The organism is Desulfitobacterium chlororespirans DSM 11544 (assembly GCF_900143285.1).
Classification (GTDB): Bacteria; Bacillota; Desulfitobacteriia; order Desulfitobacteriales; family Desulfitobacteriaceae; genus Desulfitobacterium; species Desulfitobacterium chlororespirans.
In genome coordinates, this window is sequence record NZ_FRDN01000014.1 from 35328 (window position 1) to 50870 (window position 15543).

Consider the following 15543-nt stretch of genomic DNA (forward strand, 5'->3'; position numbering starts at 1 on the left):
GACATTCTTAAGGATACCTGCTTGAGGCATTAAATATCGAAATTAAAGAAGTGTCTGCCGAGCGAGTGGTTGCCACAATGCCTGTTAATGAGGCGACTCGTCAGCCTGTCGGCTTGCTCCATGGCGGCGCTTCCGTAGCCTTGGCTGAAACGGTGGCAAGTATCGGCACCTGGAATCTGATCGATCAAAAAACCCAGGCGGCCGTGGGGTTGGAGATCAATGCCAACCATCTACGGGGCAAAAGAGAGGGTATCGTTACAGCTATAGGGACACCCTTGCATAAGGGAACAAGAACTATGATTTGGGATATTCGGATCAATGATGAGGACGATAAATTGATTTGTATCTCCCGTTGTACTATGGCGATCATCGATCAGCAGTCCTAAAAATCTTATTGTCAATAGTATAGGAGAATAACAATGTTTGACGAACGCGCCTTGATTGCACTTTTACTATCCTTCATCGCCGGGATGGCTACCTTATTAGGGGCTTTAATTATCTTTGTCACTAAATCAAAAAACGAAAAGATCCTATCGGCTTCTCTGGGCTTTGCCGCCGGGGTGATGCTTTCCGTCTCTTTTTTGGATTTATGGACTCAGAGCCAGGCGTCCTTGATTTCATACATGGGGCATAAAATGGGCTTGCTGCTTTCCGTAGTATTCTTATTAGGCGGAATTCTCTTCGCTTTGGGCATCGACCACTTTGTCCCCCACGAGGAGCCCAGCCCTAACGAAAAGGATAAGCCTCACCAGAATTTATACCGGGTGGGGTTTGTTTCCATGCTGGCGATTATGTTTCATAATTTCCCGGAGGGAATAGCTACCTTCAGCGCCGGTTATGAAGACTTAACCATGGGCATCTCCATAGCCGTAGCCATCAGTATGCATAATATACCTGAAGGAATCACGGTGGCTATGCCCCTATACTATGCCACAGGGAAAAAGAAAGATGCCTTTAAATACACCTTTCTGTCGGGAATGGCGGAGCCTTTCGGTGCTTTGCTGGCCTTTTTGGTGCTGCGGCCCTTTATCAACAGCTTTAACCTGGGGGCAATTTTTGCTATCGTGGCCGGGATTATGATTTATATTGCCATTGAAGAGCTGATCCCATCTTCCCGGCAATACGGCCATCCCCGTTTGGCCTTATTCGCAACCTTTGCCGGCATTATCATCATGCCCCTAAGTCATATTTTCTGATTATGGGCATAGGCTTTTACCTAAATAAATACAGGCAATGCCGTCCAACAAAAATCGTTCTTTCACTCACCTAAACGTGGGGGGAAGGACGATTTTTCTTTAAGGGGATCAGCAATCAGGGGATAAAACAGTCCTAATGATGGATAATAAGGGTAACTAATGATCTTAGACGAGGGTGAAGAAATGAGTGAAGGTTTAGTCGTTGTTGTCCGTTCCCTGATCGGTTTTTTTTCGCTGCTTATTTTTGCAAGAATTATCGGCAAATCCCAAATCAGTCAATTAACCTTTTTTGATTATGTGCTGGGAATTACCATTGGTTCCATGGCCGCCTCGTTGGCCACAGATTTATCCAGCAGGGCATGGCCCCATTGGGTGGCCTTGATCACCTGGGCCGCTCTGGGCTATGTCATGGAAAAGATCACTATCAAATGGCGTTATGCCGCTAAATTCTTGGAAGGGGAACCGGTTATTGTCGTGATGAGCGGTAAGATTATGGATGACGCGTTGCGAAAAACTAACTATCGTATCTCCGAGCTCATGGGGTTGCTCCGCAACAAAGGCATCTTCGATGTCAGTCAAGTGGATTTTGCCATCCTCGAGCCCAATGGTCAGCTCTCCGTGCTGCAAAAGCCGGAGAACCTGCCTTTAACACCTAAGGATATGAATATTAAAGCGTCCTCCTCGGGGATTAGCTCCGAACTTATCTATGATGGCATGATTGTGGAACAGAATTTAAGACAGTTTAAAAAAGACAAAAAGTGGCTGCAAAAAGAGTTGAAAAAGCAGGGGATAAAGGATGTGTCCGAGGTGTTTTTTGCCTCTCTTAACCCCGCCGGGAGCCTTTACATTGATCTCTATAAGGATCGCCTGCAAAATCCTGTGGATATAGGGGATTATAAAGGACCTTACTAAGGAGAGAAAACTCATGAGAAAATTCTTAGTGATCAGCATTCCTATTGTTACGATTGTGTTCTTTGTGCTCCTCATGCAAAGCGGAAATTTTTTAAAACATCCTTTCGGCAATGAAGAGGGGGTACCGGCCAAGCTCGAACAGATGATTCAAGAAGTTCAAAAAGAGAATTGGGATTCTGCCCTGAATCATTGGGATGGTCTGGCCCGGGATTGGGATAAAGTCGTTAAACGGGTCCAGTTCAGTGCAGAGCGCAACGAGATCAATGACTTCACTGTAAGCATTGCCCGCTTAAGGGGAGCTATCGAAGCCCAGGATAAATCCAGCGGCCTTCAGCTGCTTTATGAGGCCTATGAACATTGGGAGGATCTTGGCCAGTGAGCGAAAATGCCCTTCCGGGCACTTAAGCCGGAAGGGCATTTTTTCACGCTTATCCATGGGGGAAAAGCAATCAGCCGCCGCTGCTGGAGATTGTGGGCATCAGCCCAGGTGTAAGATAGGCCTCCAGGAAGATGAGCACCATCACGATAAGCAGGAGATAAACGGAATACTTGGCCGTTTTACGGAAAATCTCATTTTCTTTACCAATCAATCCTGTGGCGGCGCAAGCAATGGCAATGGATTGTGGTGAGATGAGTTTACCCATGGAACCCCCTAACAAGTTTGCTGTTACCGTCAGAACAGGGTTCATGCCCAGCTGAGTGGCGGTAACTTTCTGCAGCATACCAAACAAGGCACCTGAGGAAGTAACGGAGCCGGTGAGGAATACGCCAAGCCAGCCGAGAACCGGAGAGAAGAAGGGGAAAAGCATACCCGTAGAGGCAAAGGCTAAGCCAAGGGTAAAGGACATTCCGGAATAATTGGCTAACCAGGCCAGACCGAGAACGGACATAATCGTGATTAAGGAAAAAGCTAATTGTTTCATGGTTTTCCCGAAAACTTTTACCGCGGTGGCAGGAGATATTCTCAGAATAAAGAGGGTAATGACCGCCGAGATAAGCATAGCTGTTCCGGCATAGCCAAAAATATCCCATTTATAGCTGGCGGCATAAATGGTCGGTTCTGTGACGATGGGAGCGGCTTGCATAACAAAACCATGCAGGCCGGGCCATTCTTTAATATTGATGAACCATTGCAGATCATTAGCGACGAAGCTTTTAAATTGGGGCGTTCCCCAGATGCCCATTAAAACCATCAGAACCAGGTAAGGCGACCAGGCTTTGAAGATTTGCCCGCCGGAATATTGATTTTTAACCACTTTGGGAACTTCCGGATCATTTGCAAAACGCCATAAGGTTTTGGGTTTCCAAACTCTGATAAACAGTCCTGTGGCGACAATGGAAACCACCGAACCCACGACGCTGGGCAGCATAGGACCATTAAGTTTGGCCAGGAAGTAAAAGGGGATAGCGAAGCTCAAGCCACTGACCAGGGCGGCCGGGATGACTTCCTTAGTCGCTTTCCAACCGCATAGGACAAGGAGCATGGCGATGGGGATAATAATGCAGAATAAGGACATATTGATTGCTAAGCCATGAGCCAGTACCGCATCGTTCATAGCGGTAACCTTACCCATTGTGATCGTAGGCGTTCCCACCGGACCAAAGGGCACGGGAGGAACATTGGCGACTAAGCAGATGACAGCGGCCGGTACAGCAGGGAAGCCCAAGCCGATAAGTATGGCGGCAGCCACAGCGACAGGAGCGCCTTGACCTGCTGCCCCTTCCATGAAAGCAGAGAAGGAAAAGGCGATCAGCAGAGCCTGCAGACGCCTGTCACTGGATAAGGAAGCGATTGACCCTTTGATCACATCAAAGGCGCCCGCCTCAACAGTAAGGTTATAAAAGAAGACAGCCGTAATAATAATCCAGCCGATCGGGAATAAACCATTCATAATACCAAGAATTGCAGCGGAGAAAGCCACACTGACGGGCATGCCATAAAGGAGCACTACATCCACAAAAGCAATGAGCAGAGTCAATACACCGGCTATATGGCCTTTCATCTTCTTGATGGCCAATGCCCAGAAGAGGAAGAATATTGGGATAGCAACGACAAGGGCTGTCAGAAATAAATTGTCCCCAAGAGCAGTATAATTTTGAGTCCATGCCATAAGGAATCCGCCTCCATCTTCTTTTATTCAGTTTTTATCGCAAAGAAACTGCTTATGGTCCCATACTTAGCCCCCCTTATCATATGGCTAAGCGGTCATACCACGAAGGAGAAAGTTACCGCTTTCACTTTTAATTGTATAGGTTCTTCGCTGAGAGTCAATACAATTGTACCGACAATCATTCTGTAAATTCTGTGAAATCACTAATATTTCGACAGATATTTCCTGGTTATTTCTTGCACTCAGGTTGGAAATTCAGGTGTCTTTAAGGTAGGATTGTGCTGTTTTTTGGTAAATAAAGCAGTATTATAGAATTAAAAGTTAAAAATTGAAGATTGATAGGGTTTATATGGAAAGAGCTTATAGGTTTATATCGAAAAGGGTTTATAGCAAACAAGCACGGTTTGAAACTATGCTGAGGGGACTGAAAAGAAGCAAGCATGCCGGCTTGAGCATGCTTGCTTCTTTTCAGTCGATAAGTCGATAAGTGGCGCGTTTAATCCTTTGGTATTGGGGTCGTGAAATATGCATAGATTCCTCTGAAGATGCCCGCCGCCGCATTTTCGCGGAAGGTTTGATTCTGCAGACGGGCCTCTTCATAGGGATTGGATATAAAGGCAATTTCCAGGAGAATCGCCGGAATCTTAGTATTGTTTAAAACGTAAAGATTGCCTGGTTTAACCCCCCGGTCTGTGGTTTTAATAATGTCAATCACCGAGGTGCGGATACTGCCGGCCAGATGCAAGCTTTCCACATTCTTTGGGTTAGCCGCTGAGTAGAAAACCGTCGTGCCATTGACTGCAGGATTAGTGAACGCATCATTATGGATACTGATAAAAAGATCGGCATTGCAGGAATTGGCCAGAGCCACACGAGCCTTGAGATCCTCAAGTTCTGTATATTTGGAGGCCGTGCAGGGTGAACTGTCATCCTCACGGGTCATCAGAACTTCCGCACCCGCTTGAGTCAGGATATCTTTTAAAGCAAGGGCGATGGGTAAGGTGTTGTCTTTCTCGTGGGTTTTGGACGGCCCCGAAGCTCCGGGATCCGGTCCACCATGGCCAGGGTCCAGCATAATCACTTTTCCGGCTAAGGCGTACTCGGGAAGATCGATAAAGGGATCCACCGGAATTTCCAGAGCAGGATCATATTCGGTGCTGACAGGGGGAGCGGGCTCTTCCGGGTCATCAGGCTCCTCTTCCGGTGGCTCTTCTTTCTTAATCTCTGCAGGCAGGGCCGGGAATTCCCGCAGATTTTCCTTGTATTTAGAGGATGCCTTCCCTTCAATAATGGACTGAGCCGTTGAACTAATCACTCCGGAGCCCCCGAGGATATAGACTGTACCATTGACGCTTAAATCGATGGTTATCGCGGGAAGAGTCTCTTCACTGGGGGGATTAGGATTGACAGCAGGTTCTTCAGTCTTGGGATCATCTGCTTTATCTCCATCGGTATTTTCCACAATCTCCACATATTCGCCGGATACCCAGCCGGTCTGGGAGTCAAAGCTTATTTTATACCAGCCGTTTTCCTCTTCAATTATTTCAAAAAGGGTGCCCCCAGAAACTGTCGTTATTTTTTCTCCGGTGGCGGCGGGAGTGGCCCTAAGATTCAGACCATTGGCAGCTGTGCTTTTGCCCTTTTTGGGGGCAGGTGGAGAGGCGGGAGGAGGATCTGATGCCTCAGATGAGATTAAAGAGACATATTCAGCGGAAATCCATCCCGTCTTGGTCTCGTAAGTGGTTTGGTACCAGCCGCTTTGTTCAGCGAGAATCTGAATAGTCGTGTCTTTAGGAATCGTCACTAATTTTTCTCCGCTGGAGGAAGGATTATCCCTCAGGTTCAAGCCATTGGCTGCCGTAATCATCCCCTGGCGCGTTTGCGGTTCAGCCGGCTTGACAGGCTGGTTATCTGAACCGGATGGATCGACAAGGGTTAAATACTCAGCGGCAACCCAACCGGTCTGGTCAGCAAAGGTGGTCTTATACCAGCCGGCCTGCTCCTCAAGCAGGGTGATTAATGTTCCTTGAGGGATTGTCACAAGCTTTGCTCCGGAGGAGGAAGGACTTTCACGCAGGTTCAATCCGCCGGCGGGAGTGATTTTGGCCTGCTTAGGCCGGGTCGTCGGAGTTCCCGGAGTTTCTGAAGTTCCCGGGCTTTGACGGGGAGGCTCCACTTTCATATGTTCGCGCATGTATGTATAGACGGTGGTCGGAATATCTTCCTTTTCGGTCAACAAAAGAGGCGCTTTATATTTGGCAGCCAGAACGGTTCCCGCTACCGCATCGGGGAAGGTAATGCCTGATGCTAAGAAAAGATCATCGGTTTCATAGGAATCCTGCACAAAAGACACGACAGCGGCGTTGGTCTCATAACGGTCTTGACCACCGAGACGGGTTTCTATGGAAAAACCGTGCTCCGTAAGGCCTTCCGAAGGGATGGCACCCTCGCCGCCGATGACAATAATCTGGCTGGGCTGAGCTTCATTAAGATAATTGAGAACGGATTCCGGCATCTTTTTCGAGGTGAGGATGATGGGAATTTGTTTTATCCCGGCAAAGCTTGCCGCTGATAAGGCGTCAGGAAAAGTATCCCCATTGGCCAGAATGACGACATCATTGGGAACCTTTTGGGCGAGAAGGACAGAGGTTTCGTAACGGTTTTGACCACCGATCCGTTCGACAACGATAGGGAAATCAAATTTCCCCAGCTCCTCTTCAATCGCGGGCTTAAGCACCCCCGTTCCCCCCAGGAGAACTACCCTGCCGGGCTGAAGACGTTTAAGCTCAGCCACGACTCTTGTATCCAAAGTCGTACCTTGAGTAAGCAGGATCGGAGCATTGAGGCTTACGGCAAAGGGAGTGGAGGCGATGGAGTCCGGGAAGTCGGCATACTCACAGAGAATCACCGTATCGGCAGAGGTCCAGCCCTTTTCCGAGATACTTAAGGCGGTGGCCACCCGATCCTGGCCGGACAATCGCTCGATGGGATAAGCCAAGGGGCTGGCCCACACACTTATAGAAGCACTTACCACCAGGGTAAGCGAAGTAATTAGAGTAAAAATTACTTTTTTCACCGTTTCATCCTTTCTTATGTGCTTTTACGTCGATTATACCATAATATTTGCCTGGTTTAGAGTTAAATATGTAAAATAGGAAAAAAGGCCCACGCTCATACATAAAAGGGTTCGCTGATCTCACATACTAATTGAGATTAAAACTTTGGAGAGTGAAGATATATGGACCATAGTGAAGAGATACGATCCTGGCAGCGAGTCGTTTATTACATTCTGGGCGTGATTGAAGTACTCTTGGCTTTCCGCCTGATCTTTAAACTACTGGGAGCAAATCCGGTCAGCGGCTTTGTCTCAGCAATCTATTCTTTGACCAATCTGCTGATGAGTCCTTTTCTGGGAATTTTCCGCACCGCTTCCGCCCGGGGGGTTGAGACTCAGGCCGTTTTGGAACCGGCGACCCTAGTGGCGATGATTGTTTACGCGGTGATCGCCTGGGGAATCGCCAAATTGATCGAGATTATGAAACGACCCAAAAAGGTTTGACGTCAATGGCTTTCTGAATGGGAAAAATAGCCCGCTGGTCTAGTACCGCAGGCTATTTTTTATCTTGGGAAGAGGAAAATGTTTAGTGCTTAGCGAAAGAGAGAAAAATACTCGTGTAAAATCAATAGTAAAGCTTGCCATATTCATTTACTCAGCTGTTTGTGATAGTATAATAAAGTTGTTTATTTTGCTGGTGTGACGAAAGGGAGGAAGTATTTTGTCCATGGATTTAAAATATAATGCTGAGTCGATTCAGGTCCTGGAAGGTTTGGAAGCCGTGCGCAAACGTCCGGGTATGTATATTGGTTCTACAGGGAGCAAGGGGCTGCACCATTGTGCCTGGGAAATCATCGATAACGCTATTGATGAAGCGGGGGCCGGCTTTTGCACCCGCATTGAAGTCACCCTTAATTCTGACGGCTCTCTGACTGTTCTGGATGATGGCCGGGGGGTTCCCATCGACATTCATCCTGTGAAGCAGATTCCGGCGGTACGGCTGGCCTTTGAACAGCTCCATGCCGGAGGAAAGTTTGACGGGCAATCCTATAAAACCTCCGGGGGCCTCCATGGCGTAGGGGCCAGCGTTGTCAATGCTCTGTCCACCTTTTTAGTCGTGGAAGTCAGCCGGGAGGGCAAGATTTTTCAACTTGAATATGAAGACGGAGGAAAGTTGAAATCTGATCTTAAAGTGATTAAAAAGGGGATTAAAGGGAGCGGAACGAAAGTCACCTTTAAGCCGGACCCCTTGATTTTTAAAGAAACCACCTCCTTTAAGTTTGATACCCTGCGCAGCCGGCTTATGGAGCTTGCCTTTCTCAATCCCGGCCTGACGATTGTCTTAACCGACCAGCGCAAAGAGACCAGAAGTGAAACCTTTCAGTCCAAGAACGGTGTCATCGGCTTTGTGGAACACCTTAATAAGGAATCCGATTACAACGCCGTACATAAAAAACCGATCTTCTTCAGGGGAGAAAAAGATGACATCGTCGTGGAATGCGCTATCCAATACAATGATGGAGAAGACGAGCACCTGCGTTCCTATGTCAATAACATCCCCACCGATGAAGGAGGAACCCATGAGTCAGGATTCCGCACGGCTCTGACCAAAGTGTTCAATGCCTATGGCAAGAAAAACAACCTCTTCAAAAAGGATGAAAGCCTGATTGGGGATGATCTTAAAGACGGTTTAACCTGCGTTCTTTCCGTAAAAGTCCGGGAACCCCAGTTCGAAGGACAAACCAAAACCAAGCTTTCCAATACCGAAGTGGAGGGCATCGTCCAGTCCCTGACCAACGAAGGGATCAGCACCTTCTTTGAACAGAACCCCACCGTGGCCAAGGATGCTATCAACCGGGCTTTGACCACTTGCCTGGAGCGTCTGGCGGCCAAACGTGCCAAAGAGTTGAAAAAGAAAGCCCGGGACGCTGAAGTCAAGGCTCTCAGCGGCAAGCTGGCTGCCTGCAGTGAAAAAGATCGCAACCGCAATGAGCTCTTTCTCGTGGAGGGGGACAGTGCGGGGGGCTCAGCCAAAAGCGGCAGGGATCGGCGTTTCCAGGCCATTCTCCCCTTAAGAGGCAAGGTTATTAATACCTATCGGGCCAAGATGGATAAAGTTCTGGAAAATGAAGAAATCCGCAGTATGATCACAGCTATCGGGGCAGGCATCGGTAAAGAATTTGAAGTGGATAAGTCCAACTATGCCCGTGTCTGTATCATGACCGATGCCGATATCGACGGAGCCCATATCCGCTGTCTGCTGCTCACCTTCTTTTACCGCTATATGAAACCCCTTATTTTAGGCGGGAAAGTCTATATCGCCCAGGCACCTTTGTATAAGGTGGAAAAGGAAAAAGGCAAGATAGTCCGCTATGCCTATGACGAGGCGGAGCTGAAGGATGCCTTAAAGGAATTGGGTAAAAGCGCCAAGCTCCAACGGTACAAAGGGCTGGGGGAAATGAATCCGGAACAGCTCTGGGAGACCACTTTAAATCCGGTCAACCGCCGCATGATCCAGGTAACCATTGATGATGCTCTGGAGGCGGAGCGGAAATTGAAGATCCTGATGGGTGAACAAGTGGACCCCCGCCGGGAGTTCTTAATGGAAAACATTGTCTTTACTGAAGACGATATGTAAATTCAACTTGAGGTGAAAGAATGAGTATTCCTGAAGAAAATATAACCCAGCGCTCCTTGGAAGAGGTGCTGCCGGAGAGCTATTTAGGCTATTCCAAACATGTCATCTTGCAGCGGGCTGTTCCCGATGTCCGGGACGGGCTCAAACCGGTGCACCGGCGGATTATCTATGCTATGGATGAATTGGGCATGACTCCTGATAAACCCTACAGCAAATCCGCCCGCCTGGTGGGGGATTGCATGGGAAAATATCACCCCCATGGGGATTCCTCTATTTACGATTCTGCGGTGCGCATGGCCCAGCCTTGGGCTACCCGCTATCCTTTAATTGACGGGCAGGGGAATTTTGGCTCCATCGACGGGGATGGGGCAGCGGCCATGCGTTATACGGAGATGCGCATGACTCATCTCTCCCAACTGATGACCCAGGATATCGAGAAAGATGTCATTCCCTTCAAGCCTAATTATGATCAGCGTGAAAAAGAGCCTATTGTCCTGCCCAGTCCCTTCCCGAATCTCTTAGTGAACGGCGGCTCGGGAATCGCCGTGGGCATGGCCAGCAATATCCCTCCCCATAACCTGCGGGAGGTGGTAGCAGCCCTGATCCTCCAGATCGATGATCCGGATGTCACTTTAGAACAGTTGATGGAAAAGGTAAAAGGACCGGATTTTCCCACCGGGGGACTGATTATCGGTTCCCAGGGCTTTACTGAGGCTTACCGGAGCGGCCGGGGCAAAGTGACGATGCGGGGCAAAGCCATCATCGAGTCCGGGAAAAACGGCAAGAGCCTCATTGTGATTACCGAGATTCCTTTTCAAGTCTCCAAATCCACCCTGGCCGCCAAGATCGAGGCTCAATCGGAAAACGGCAAGATCGAAGGGATCAGTGAAGTCCGGGATGAATCGGACCGGGAAGGGATCCGCCTGGTGGTGGAGTGCAAAAAGGATGCCGATCCCAAACGGATCTTGAAGCTCCTCTATAAATATACCCAGCTCCAGGAAACCTTTGGCATCATCAACCTGGTGATCAGCGAAGAAGGAACACCCCGGGTATTGGGATTAAAGGAGATAAACCGCTCCTATCTTCAACATCGTAAAGAAGTGGTCCTGCGCAGAACGGAATATGAACTGGCCAAAGCCAAAGCCCGGGCTCATATCCTGGAAGGCTTGGTCATCGCCATCAATAATCTGGATGAAGTCCTGCAGATCATCCGTTCCAGTAAAACCCCAGCCTTAGCCAAGGCCGGTTTGATCACCCGCTTTGAGTTCTCTGAGGTTCAGGCTCAGGCCATCCTGGATATGAAGCTTCAGCATTTGACCAATCTTGAGCTGGATGGTATCCGCAAGGAATATGCAGAGATTCTGAAGCTGATCGCTGAGCTGGAGAGCATTTTGGCTGATATTAACAAGGTCTATACCATCATCAAAAATGAGCTTAAACAGATCGCTGATCAATACGGTGATGAGCGCCGCACCCTGATTCTTCCCGAGGATGTGGGAGATGAAGTGGATTACAGCGCTTTTGAAGAACCGGAAAAGCCCATGGAGGTCTTATTGACCAAGAAGGGCTTCATCAAGCAGATTCCCACCCCAACCCGGAGAAGCCAGATCAATGCCATTGCATTTGCCTTTAAGGATGGGGATGTACTCTTGGAGCATGTGTCCTGTACCTCCAAGGATACTCTCTATTTCTTCACCCACAATGGCAAATATTATGATGCCAAGGCCAAATTAGTTGCTGAAGCGGGAGCCAAGGAGAAGGGAAGAGCCGTCAACAACCTGTTCCCCTTGCCTGAAGAGGAGCGCATCGTGGCCATGGTTTCCTTGAGAGAAGAGAAAGAAGGGCAGTATTTTGTCTTTGTCACCAAGGACGGGCAGGTCATGAGAAGTCCTGTCAAAGATTTCCTTAATGCCAGAACTGCTGATGCCATGGGCTTAAAGGACCAGGATGAAATCGTTAAAGTATTCCTTAGCGAAGGAGAAGGCGATCTGTTCTTAGCCAGCCTTCAGGGACAGGCCATCCGCTTTGCCGAGGCTGAAGTTAACCCTATGGGCCGGAAATCCCGGGGGGTTAAAGGAATGACCTTAAACGAAGGAGATTATGTGGTGGATGCTCTCCTGATTCAACCTGGGGCAGATGGGGAGACCGGAGATCTGATCACAGTTACCGAACAAGGGTATGTTAAACGGACTTCCCTTGAGGAATACAAGCCCCAGGGCCGCTCTGGGCGGGGTATCGCCATTGCCAGGATCGATGCAGAAAAGACAGGGTATCTGGTCTCCCTGATCCAGGCTGGGCCTAAGGAGGATAAGCTCCTGCACATCATCCAAGCCGGCGGTACAGTGACCGGCGTCGAAGCCCAATCCCTGAAGAGGGAGTCCCGAGTCAAGAGTGGGGCAGGATTGGTCAATGTGCTCCTCAATGATTATATCGTTCATGTCGTATGATTGAGCTAGAATAGGCATAAATCAGCAGGAATCCTTTACCTACAAGGGTTTCACGCCGATTTATGCCTGTTTTTTATTGCCTGAAAACGAAACAAAACAAGATTTCGGTGCAAAGGAGGATTGAAAAACCAATAGTGCGGCAATCGGTTATTGTGCCGTTCTTGATTCCGTGATAAAATAAGTTAGCAACCGCTAACTTATTTTATTTTTACACCTACAAGGTTTTGACATTATCTGAAATTCACAGGGTATTGAAACCGGAGCGGAAAAAGCGGGGTGGTCATTTGAATCGTTTGGAAAAATCAAACAAGGCATATAAAGCGTCAAAGAACATCTATGATGATACATTAACGCAGTCAAAGTGGTGGTCAAGACTGTATATCCGTTTCTTTTGGAGCGGTGTCAATGATGTTGAAATCGCCCGTCAGGTGTTGGATACGCTGCCTGATAATTTTGAAGGCAGCCTCCTTGACGTTCCGGTTGGAACGGCTGTGTTTACCACCGAAAAGTACGGACGGATGAAGAACGCCCACATTACCTGTCTGGATTATTCGCAGGATATGCTGCAGCAGGCGCAGGAGCGTTTTTTGAGGATGGGTATTGACAATGTGACCTGCCTGCAAGGAAATGTGGAATGTCTTCCTTTTGAAAACGCCTCTTTCGATGCCGTTTTATCCATGAACGGCTTCCACGCCTTCCCAAACAAGGATAAAGCGTTCAAAGAAACATCGCGTGTTCTAAAAAACGGCGGTATGTTCTGCGGATGTTTTTATATAAAGGGTGAAAGCAGGCGCACCGACTTAATCGTAAAACAGGTGTTAGCCCGAAAAGGCTGGTTTACACCGCCTTTTTATACTTTGGAAGAATTTCGTTCGGAGCTGTCGCATTATTATTCGTCCATAAATGTCTGCAATGATGCGGCGATGGTGTACTTTAAGTGTCTAAAATAAGCTTACGATAGGAGTGGTTTAATGAGCGAAGTGTTTGTACTTTCAGACGGCAGAAAAATAGAATATAAGGTATACGGGCAAGAAGACGGCTATCCCATTATTGGCTGTCATGGATTAGCCGGCAGCGTGTTTGCTGATGGCTTAGACGAATTACTAAAGGAGCTGCCTGTCCGGTATATCCTTATTGCCCGCCCAGGCTATGGCAAATCAGACTTTTTCCTTATGGAAAATATTGCTCGGTGGCCAGAAATAATCGATCCGCTTTTAGAACATTTGAAAATTGATACATTCGATGTCATCGGCATTTCCGCCGGAGCGCCCTATGCTTATGCCCTTGCGGCGGCCTTCCCTGATAGAGTGAAGAATATATTTATCAACAAAGGGCTGGGAGCAATCTATAAGCCGGAGATATTAGCGCTGTATCCTGACGGAATAGAAAAAGTGATTGCTATCTACCAAAAAGGTTCATTAGAGGAAATAGCCGCCCAGCTTCAAGAAACCTACCTCTCGCAGTTGACTGAAGAACACAAGAAGATACCCTACATAAGAGATTCTCTGGTCGGCGGCTGCCTGGGCATGGCTGCTTGCGGAAAGCTGGAATTTATGGATTGGGGCTTTAACATCGAGGATGTCAGTCAGCCGGTCTTGCTGTTCCATTGCCGCGACGACCAGGAGGTTCCGTTTGCGACAGCTGAAAAAACAATGGACTATCTCAAAAATGCCGAAATGATTGCTCATGACACAGGAGGTCATCTGTCAGAAGCTCTCATGATGGATATGATGAGCCGGATTATTGCTAAATATAGCTGAACTATTCGGCAGAAGTTTGAGAGAGTGAGTTATCCTATAAATAAACGGGGGCTGTCGCGAGACAGCCCCCATTCTGTTCACAACCTACGTATGAGAATCCCTTTCATATATTCGCTTTCATTATGTGTCTGATAAACGATTTCTTTTTCATCCTCTGTACAGCCAATTAAAATTTTTATCTCCGAATCACGTTTCATTAGGTCAACAATGCACATAATTGCATCAATTTGCTTTCTTTTGTCTGTACCTACCCACACATCAATACCTCCACCATCCATTGAGGCGGTGTTATCTAAATAACCATAATCTACTTTGTAAATGAAATTAGAAAATCTGGGGTGAACCGTTTGCATAGGCTTATAAGGCGTTTTCCGTCTATCTAATAAAAAATAGTTTGAGAAGGGAGGAGGTTCCGGGGATATGTTGAATGAAGAAAGCAGAAGCTTTCAATATGACCTTTAAAAAGACTGGAGAGTGGAATAATGAATCAGGATCTCAACGCAAGGCTGGCTCAAGCCCAGCAAGGTTCAGCCCGTCTGCATAAAATTGATGCTATGCTTAAGGAACTGGAAGGGGAACTCCAAGAGCTCGAAAACCATAAACAAGAACTGAAAAGAATTCTGGAGCAGGAGACAATGGATGTCGAAAAGCTGGAAAACAAAGGCCTGGCCGCTTTTTTCCATGCCGTGATGGGGAATTTAGAGGAACGGATCGAGAAGGAGCGGAGTGAAGCCCTTGCCGCCAGGCTCAAATATGAGCAAACTTTAAAAGATAGGGAGGAGATTGGTTTAGGCATAGCCAAGCTCACTTCCGAGCGGTTGAACTATGTCGACTGCCCCTTGGAGTATCAGGAACTCTATGCTCAAAAGCGCAAAATACTCCTGGAAGAGCAGGGAACAATGGCTCAGGAAATTCTGGCCCTTAGCGACGAGAAGAATCGCCGGCGGATCAATCTTAAGGAAATCGATGAAGCCATCGAAGTGGGAGATCAAGTTCTGGATAGTCTTAACCAGGCTCTCCGCAATCTTTCCAGCGCCGAAGGGTGGGGAACCTGGGACCTGCTGGGCGGCGGAGTGATCTCCGGCCTGGCCAAGCACTCCCATATCAATTCAGCCCAAGCAGACATTGAAAAGACCCAAAGCCTTTTGCGTCAGTTTAAAACAGAGCTGACAGATATCCGCATTGGCACAGAGCTAAGTCTGAAAACAGAAGGGTTCATTAAATTTGCCGACTTTTTCTTTGATGGCATCATTGCCGACTGGTTTATGCAAACTAGGATCAATGAATCTCAAGCCAGTGTCGAGAACGTCAAAAACCAGGTGCAAAGCATTATGGCCAAGCTCCATGAACTAAAAACTCAGGAGAGCAAACGCCTCCAGCGGCTCGATGCTGAACTAAGTGAGCTTATTGTAAAAGGATAGGTG

At 47.9% G+C, this 15543-nt stretch carries 13 protein-coding genes; 10 read left to right on the forward strand and 3 right to left on the reverse strand.

Going from position 1 to position 15543, the window contains the following annotated elements; all coding sequences use genetic code 11:
- The first annotated feature begins 17 nt into the window (after positions 1 to 17).
- From BUA14_RS20575 to BUA14_RS20590, 4 genes are all read left to right on the forward strand, one after another.
- Entirely contained in the window at positions 18 to 386 is a 369-nt protein-coding gene (locus BUA14_RS20575; protein WP_072774318.1) for a hotdog fold thioesterase, read from the forward strand.
- A gap of 33 nt (positions 387 to 419) precedes the next feature.
- A complete protein-coding gene (gene zupT / locus BUA14_RS20580; RefSeq protein WP_005811500.1) occupies positions 420 to 1196 on the forward strand; it encodes a zinc transporter ZupT in 777 nt (258 codons plus the stop codon).
- Between the two features lie 183 nt (positions 1197 to 1379).
- On the forward strand, positions 1380 to 2108 hold the full coding sequence (locus BUA14_RS20585; protein WP_072774454.1) for a DUF421 domain-containing protein: 729 nt from the start codon (positions 1380 to 1382) through the stop codon (positions 2106 to 2108).
- Positions 2109 to 2121: 13 nt separating this feature from the next.
- Entirely contained in the window at positions 2122 to 2487 is a 366-nt protein-coding gene (locus BUA14_RS20590; RefSeq protein ID WP_072774319.1) for a DUF4363 family protein, read from the forward strand.
- Between the two features lie 70 nt (positions 2488 to 2557).
- Here BUA14_RS20590 and BUA14_RS20600 read toward each other — a convergent pair whose 3' ends face one another.
- Together BUA14_RS20600 and BUA14_RS20605 are read right to left on the reverse strand one after the other, a co-directional pair.
- The gene (locus BUA14_RS20600; protein WP_072774320.1) at positions 2558 to 4219 is read right to left on the reverse strand and encodes an L-lactate permease; all 1662 of its coding nucleotides are present in this window, start codon (positions 4217 to 4219) and stop codon (positions 2558 to 2560) included.
- A gap of 496 nt (positions 4220 to 4715) precedes the next feature.
- Positions 4716 to 7295, reverse strand: a complete 2580-nt coding sequence (locus tag BUA14_RS20605; RefSeq protein ID WP_072774321.1) for a cell wall-binding repeat-containing protein — start codon at positions 7293 to 7295, stop codon at positions 4716 to 4718.
- A gap of 162 nt (positions 7296 to 7457) precedes the next feature.
- Between BUA14_RS20605 and BUA14_RS20610 the strand changes: the two genes are divergently transcribed.
- From BUA14_RS20610 to BUA14_RS27305, 5 genes are all read left to right on the forward strand, one after another.
- On the forward strand, positions 7458 to 7778 hold the full coding sequence (locus BUA14_RS20610) for a YggT family protein (RefSeq protein ID WP_005811508.1): 321 nt from the start codon (positions 7458 to 7460) through the stop codon (positions 7776 to 7778).
- 217 nt (positions 7779 to 7995) lie between these two features.
- The gene (locus tag BUA14_RS20615) at positions 7996 to 9912 is read left to right on the forward strand and encodes a DNA gyrase/topoisomerase IV subunit B (RefSeq protein ID WP_072774322.1); all 1917 of its coding nucleotides are present in this window, start codon (positions 7996 to 7998) and stop codon (positions 9910 to 9912) included.
- A 20-nt stretch (positions 9913 to 9932) separates the two neighbouring features.
- Positions 9933 to 12359 (forward strand): DNA gyrase subunit A, encoded by a 2427-nt coding sequence (gene gyrA / locus BUA14_RS20620; RefSeq protein ID WP_072774323.1) that lies wholly within the window; start codon positions 9933 to 9935, stop codon positions 12357 to 12359.
- 284 nt (positions 12360 to 12643) lie between these two features.
- Positions 12644 to 13309, forward strand: coding sequence for a class I SAM-dependent methyltransferase (locus BUA14_RS20625; protein WP_242954708.1), 666 nt, complete (start codon positions 12644 to 12646; stop codon positions 13307 to 13309).
- A gap of 21 nt (positions 13310 to 13330) precedes the next feature.
- Positions 13331 to 14119, forward strand: coding sequence for an alpha/beta fold hydrolase (locus tag BUA14_RS27305; RefSeq protein ID WP_084078758.1), 789 nt, complete (start codon positions 13331 to 13333; stop codon positions 14117 to 14119).
- 77 nt (positions 14120 to 14196) lie between these two features.
- On the opposite strand, the gene BUA14_RS20640 is transcribed toward BUA14_RS27305, so the two are convergent.
- A complete protein-coding gene (locus BUA14_RS20640) occupies positions 14197 to 14376 on the reverse strand; it encodes a hypothetical protein (RefSeq protein WP_345788645.1) in 180 nt (59 codons plus the stop codon).
- Between the two features lie 225 nt (positions 14377 to 14601).
- Between BUA14_RS20640 and BUA14_RS20645 the strand changes: the two genes are divergently transcribed.
- Positions 14602 to 15540, forward strand: coding sequence for a hypothetical protein (locus BUA14_RS20645; protein ID WP_072774326.1), 939 nt, complete (start codon positions 14602 to 14604; stop codon positions 15538 to 15540).
- Positions 15541 to 15543: the final 3 nt, after the last annotated feature.

Bases quoted from the DNA above. Each gene is read 5' to 3' on its own strand.
- zupT (WP_005811500.1), top strand. From the start codon at position 420: ATGTTTGACGAACGCGCCTTGATTGCACTTTTACTATCCTTCATCGCC.
- BUA14_RS20585 (WP_072774454.1), top strand. From the start codon at position 1,380: ATGAGTGAAGGTTTAGTCGTTGTTGTCCGTTCCCTGATCGGTTTTTTT.
- BUA14_RS20590 (WP_072774319.1), top strand. From the start codon at position 2,122: ATGAGAAAATTCTTAGTGATCAGCATTCCTATTGTTACGATTGTGTTC.
- BUA14_RS20600 (WP_072774320.1), bottom strand. From the start codon at position 4,219: ATGGCATGGACTCAAAATTATACTGCTCTTGGGGACAATTTATTTCTG.
- BUA14_RS20610 (WP_005811508.1), top strand. From the start codon at position 7,458: ATGGACCATAGTGAAGAGATACGATCCTGGCAGCGAGTCGTTTATTAC.
- gyrA (WP_072774323.1), top strand. From the start codon at position 9,933: ATGAGTATTCCTGAAGAAAATATAACCCAGCGCTCCTTGGAAGAGGTG.
- BUA14_RS27305 (WP_084078758.1), top strand. From the start codon at position 13,331: ATGAGCGAAGTGTTTGTACTTTCAGACGGCAGAAAAATAGAATATAAG.
- BUA14_RS20645 (WP_072774326.1), top strand. From the start codon at position 14,602: ATGAATCAGGATCTCAACGCAAGGCTGGCTCAAGCCCAGCAAGGTTCA.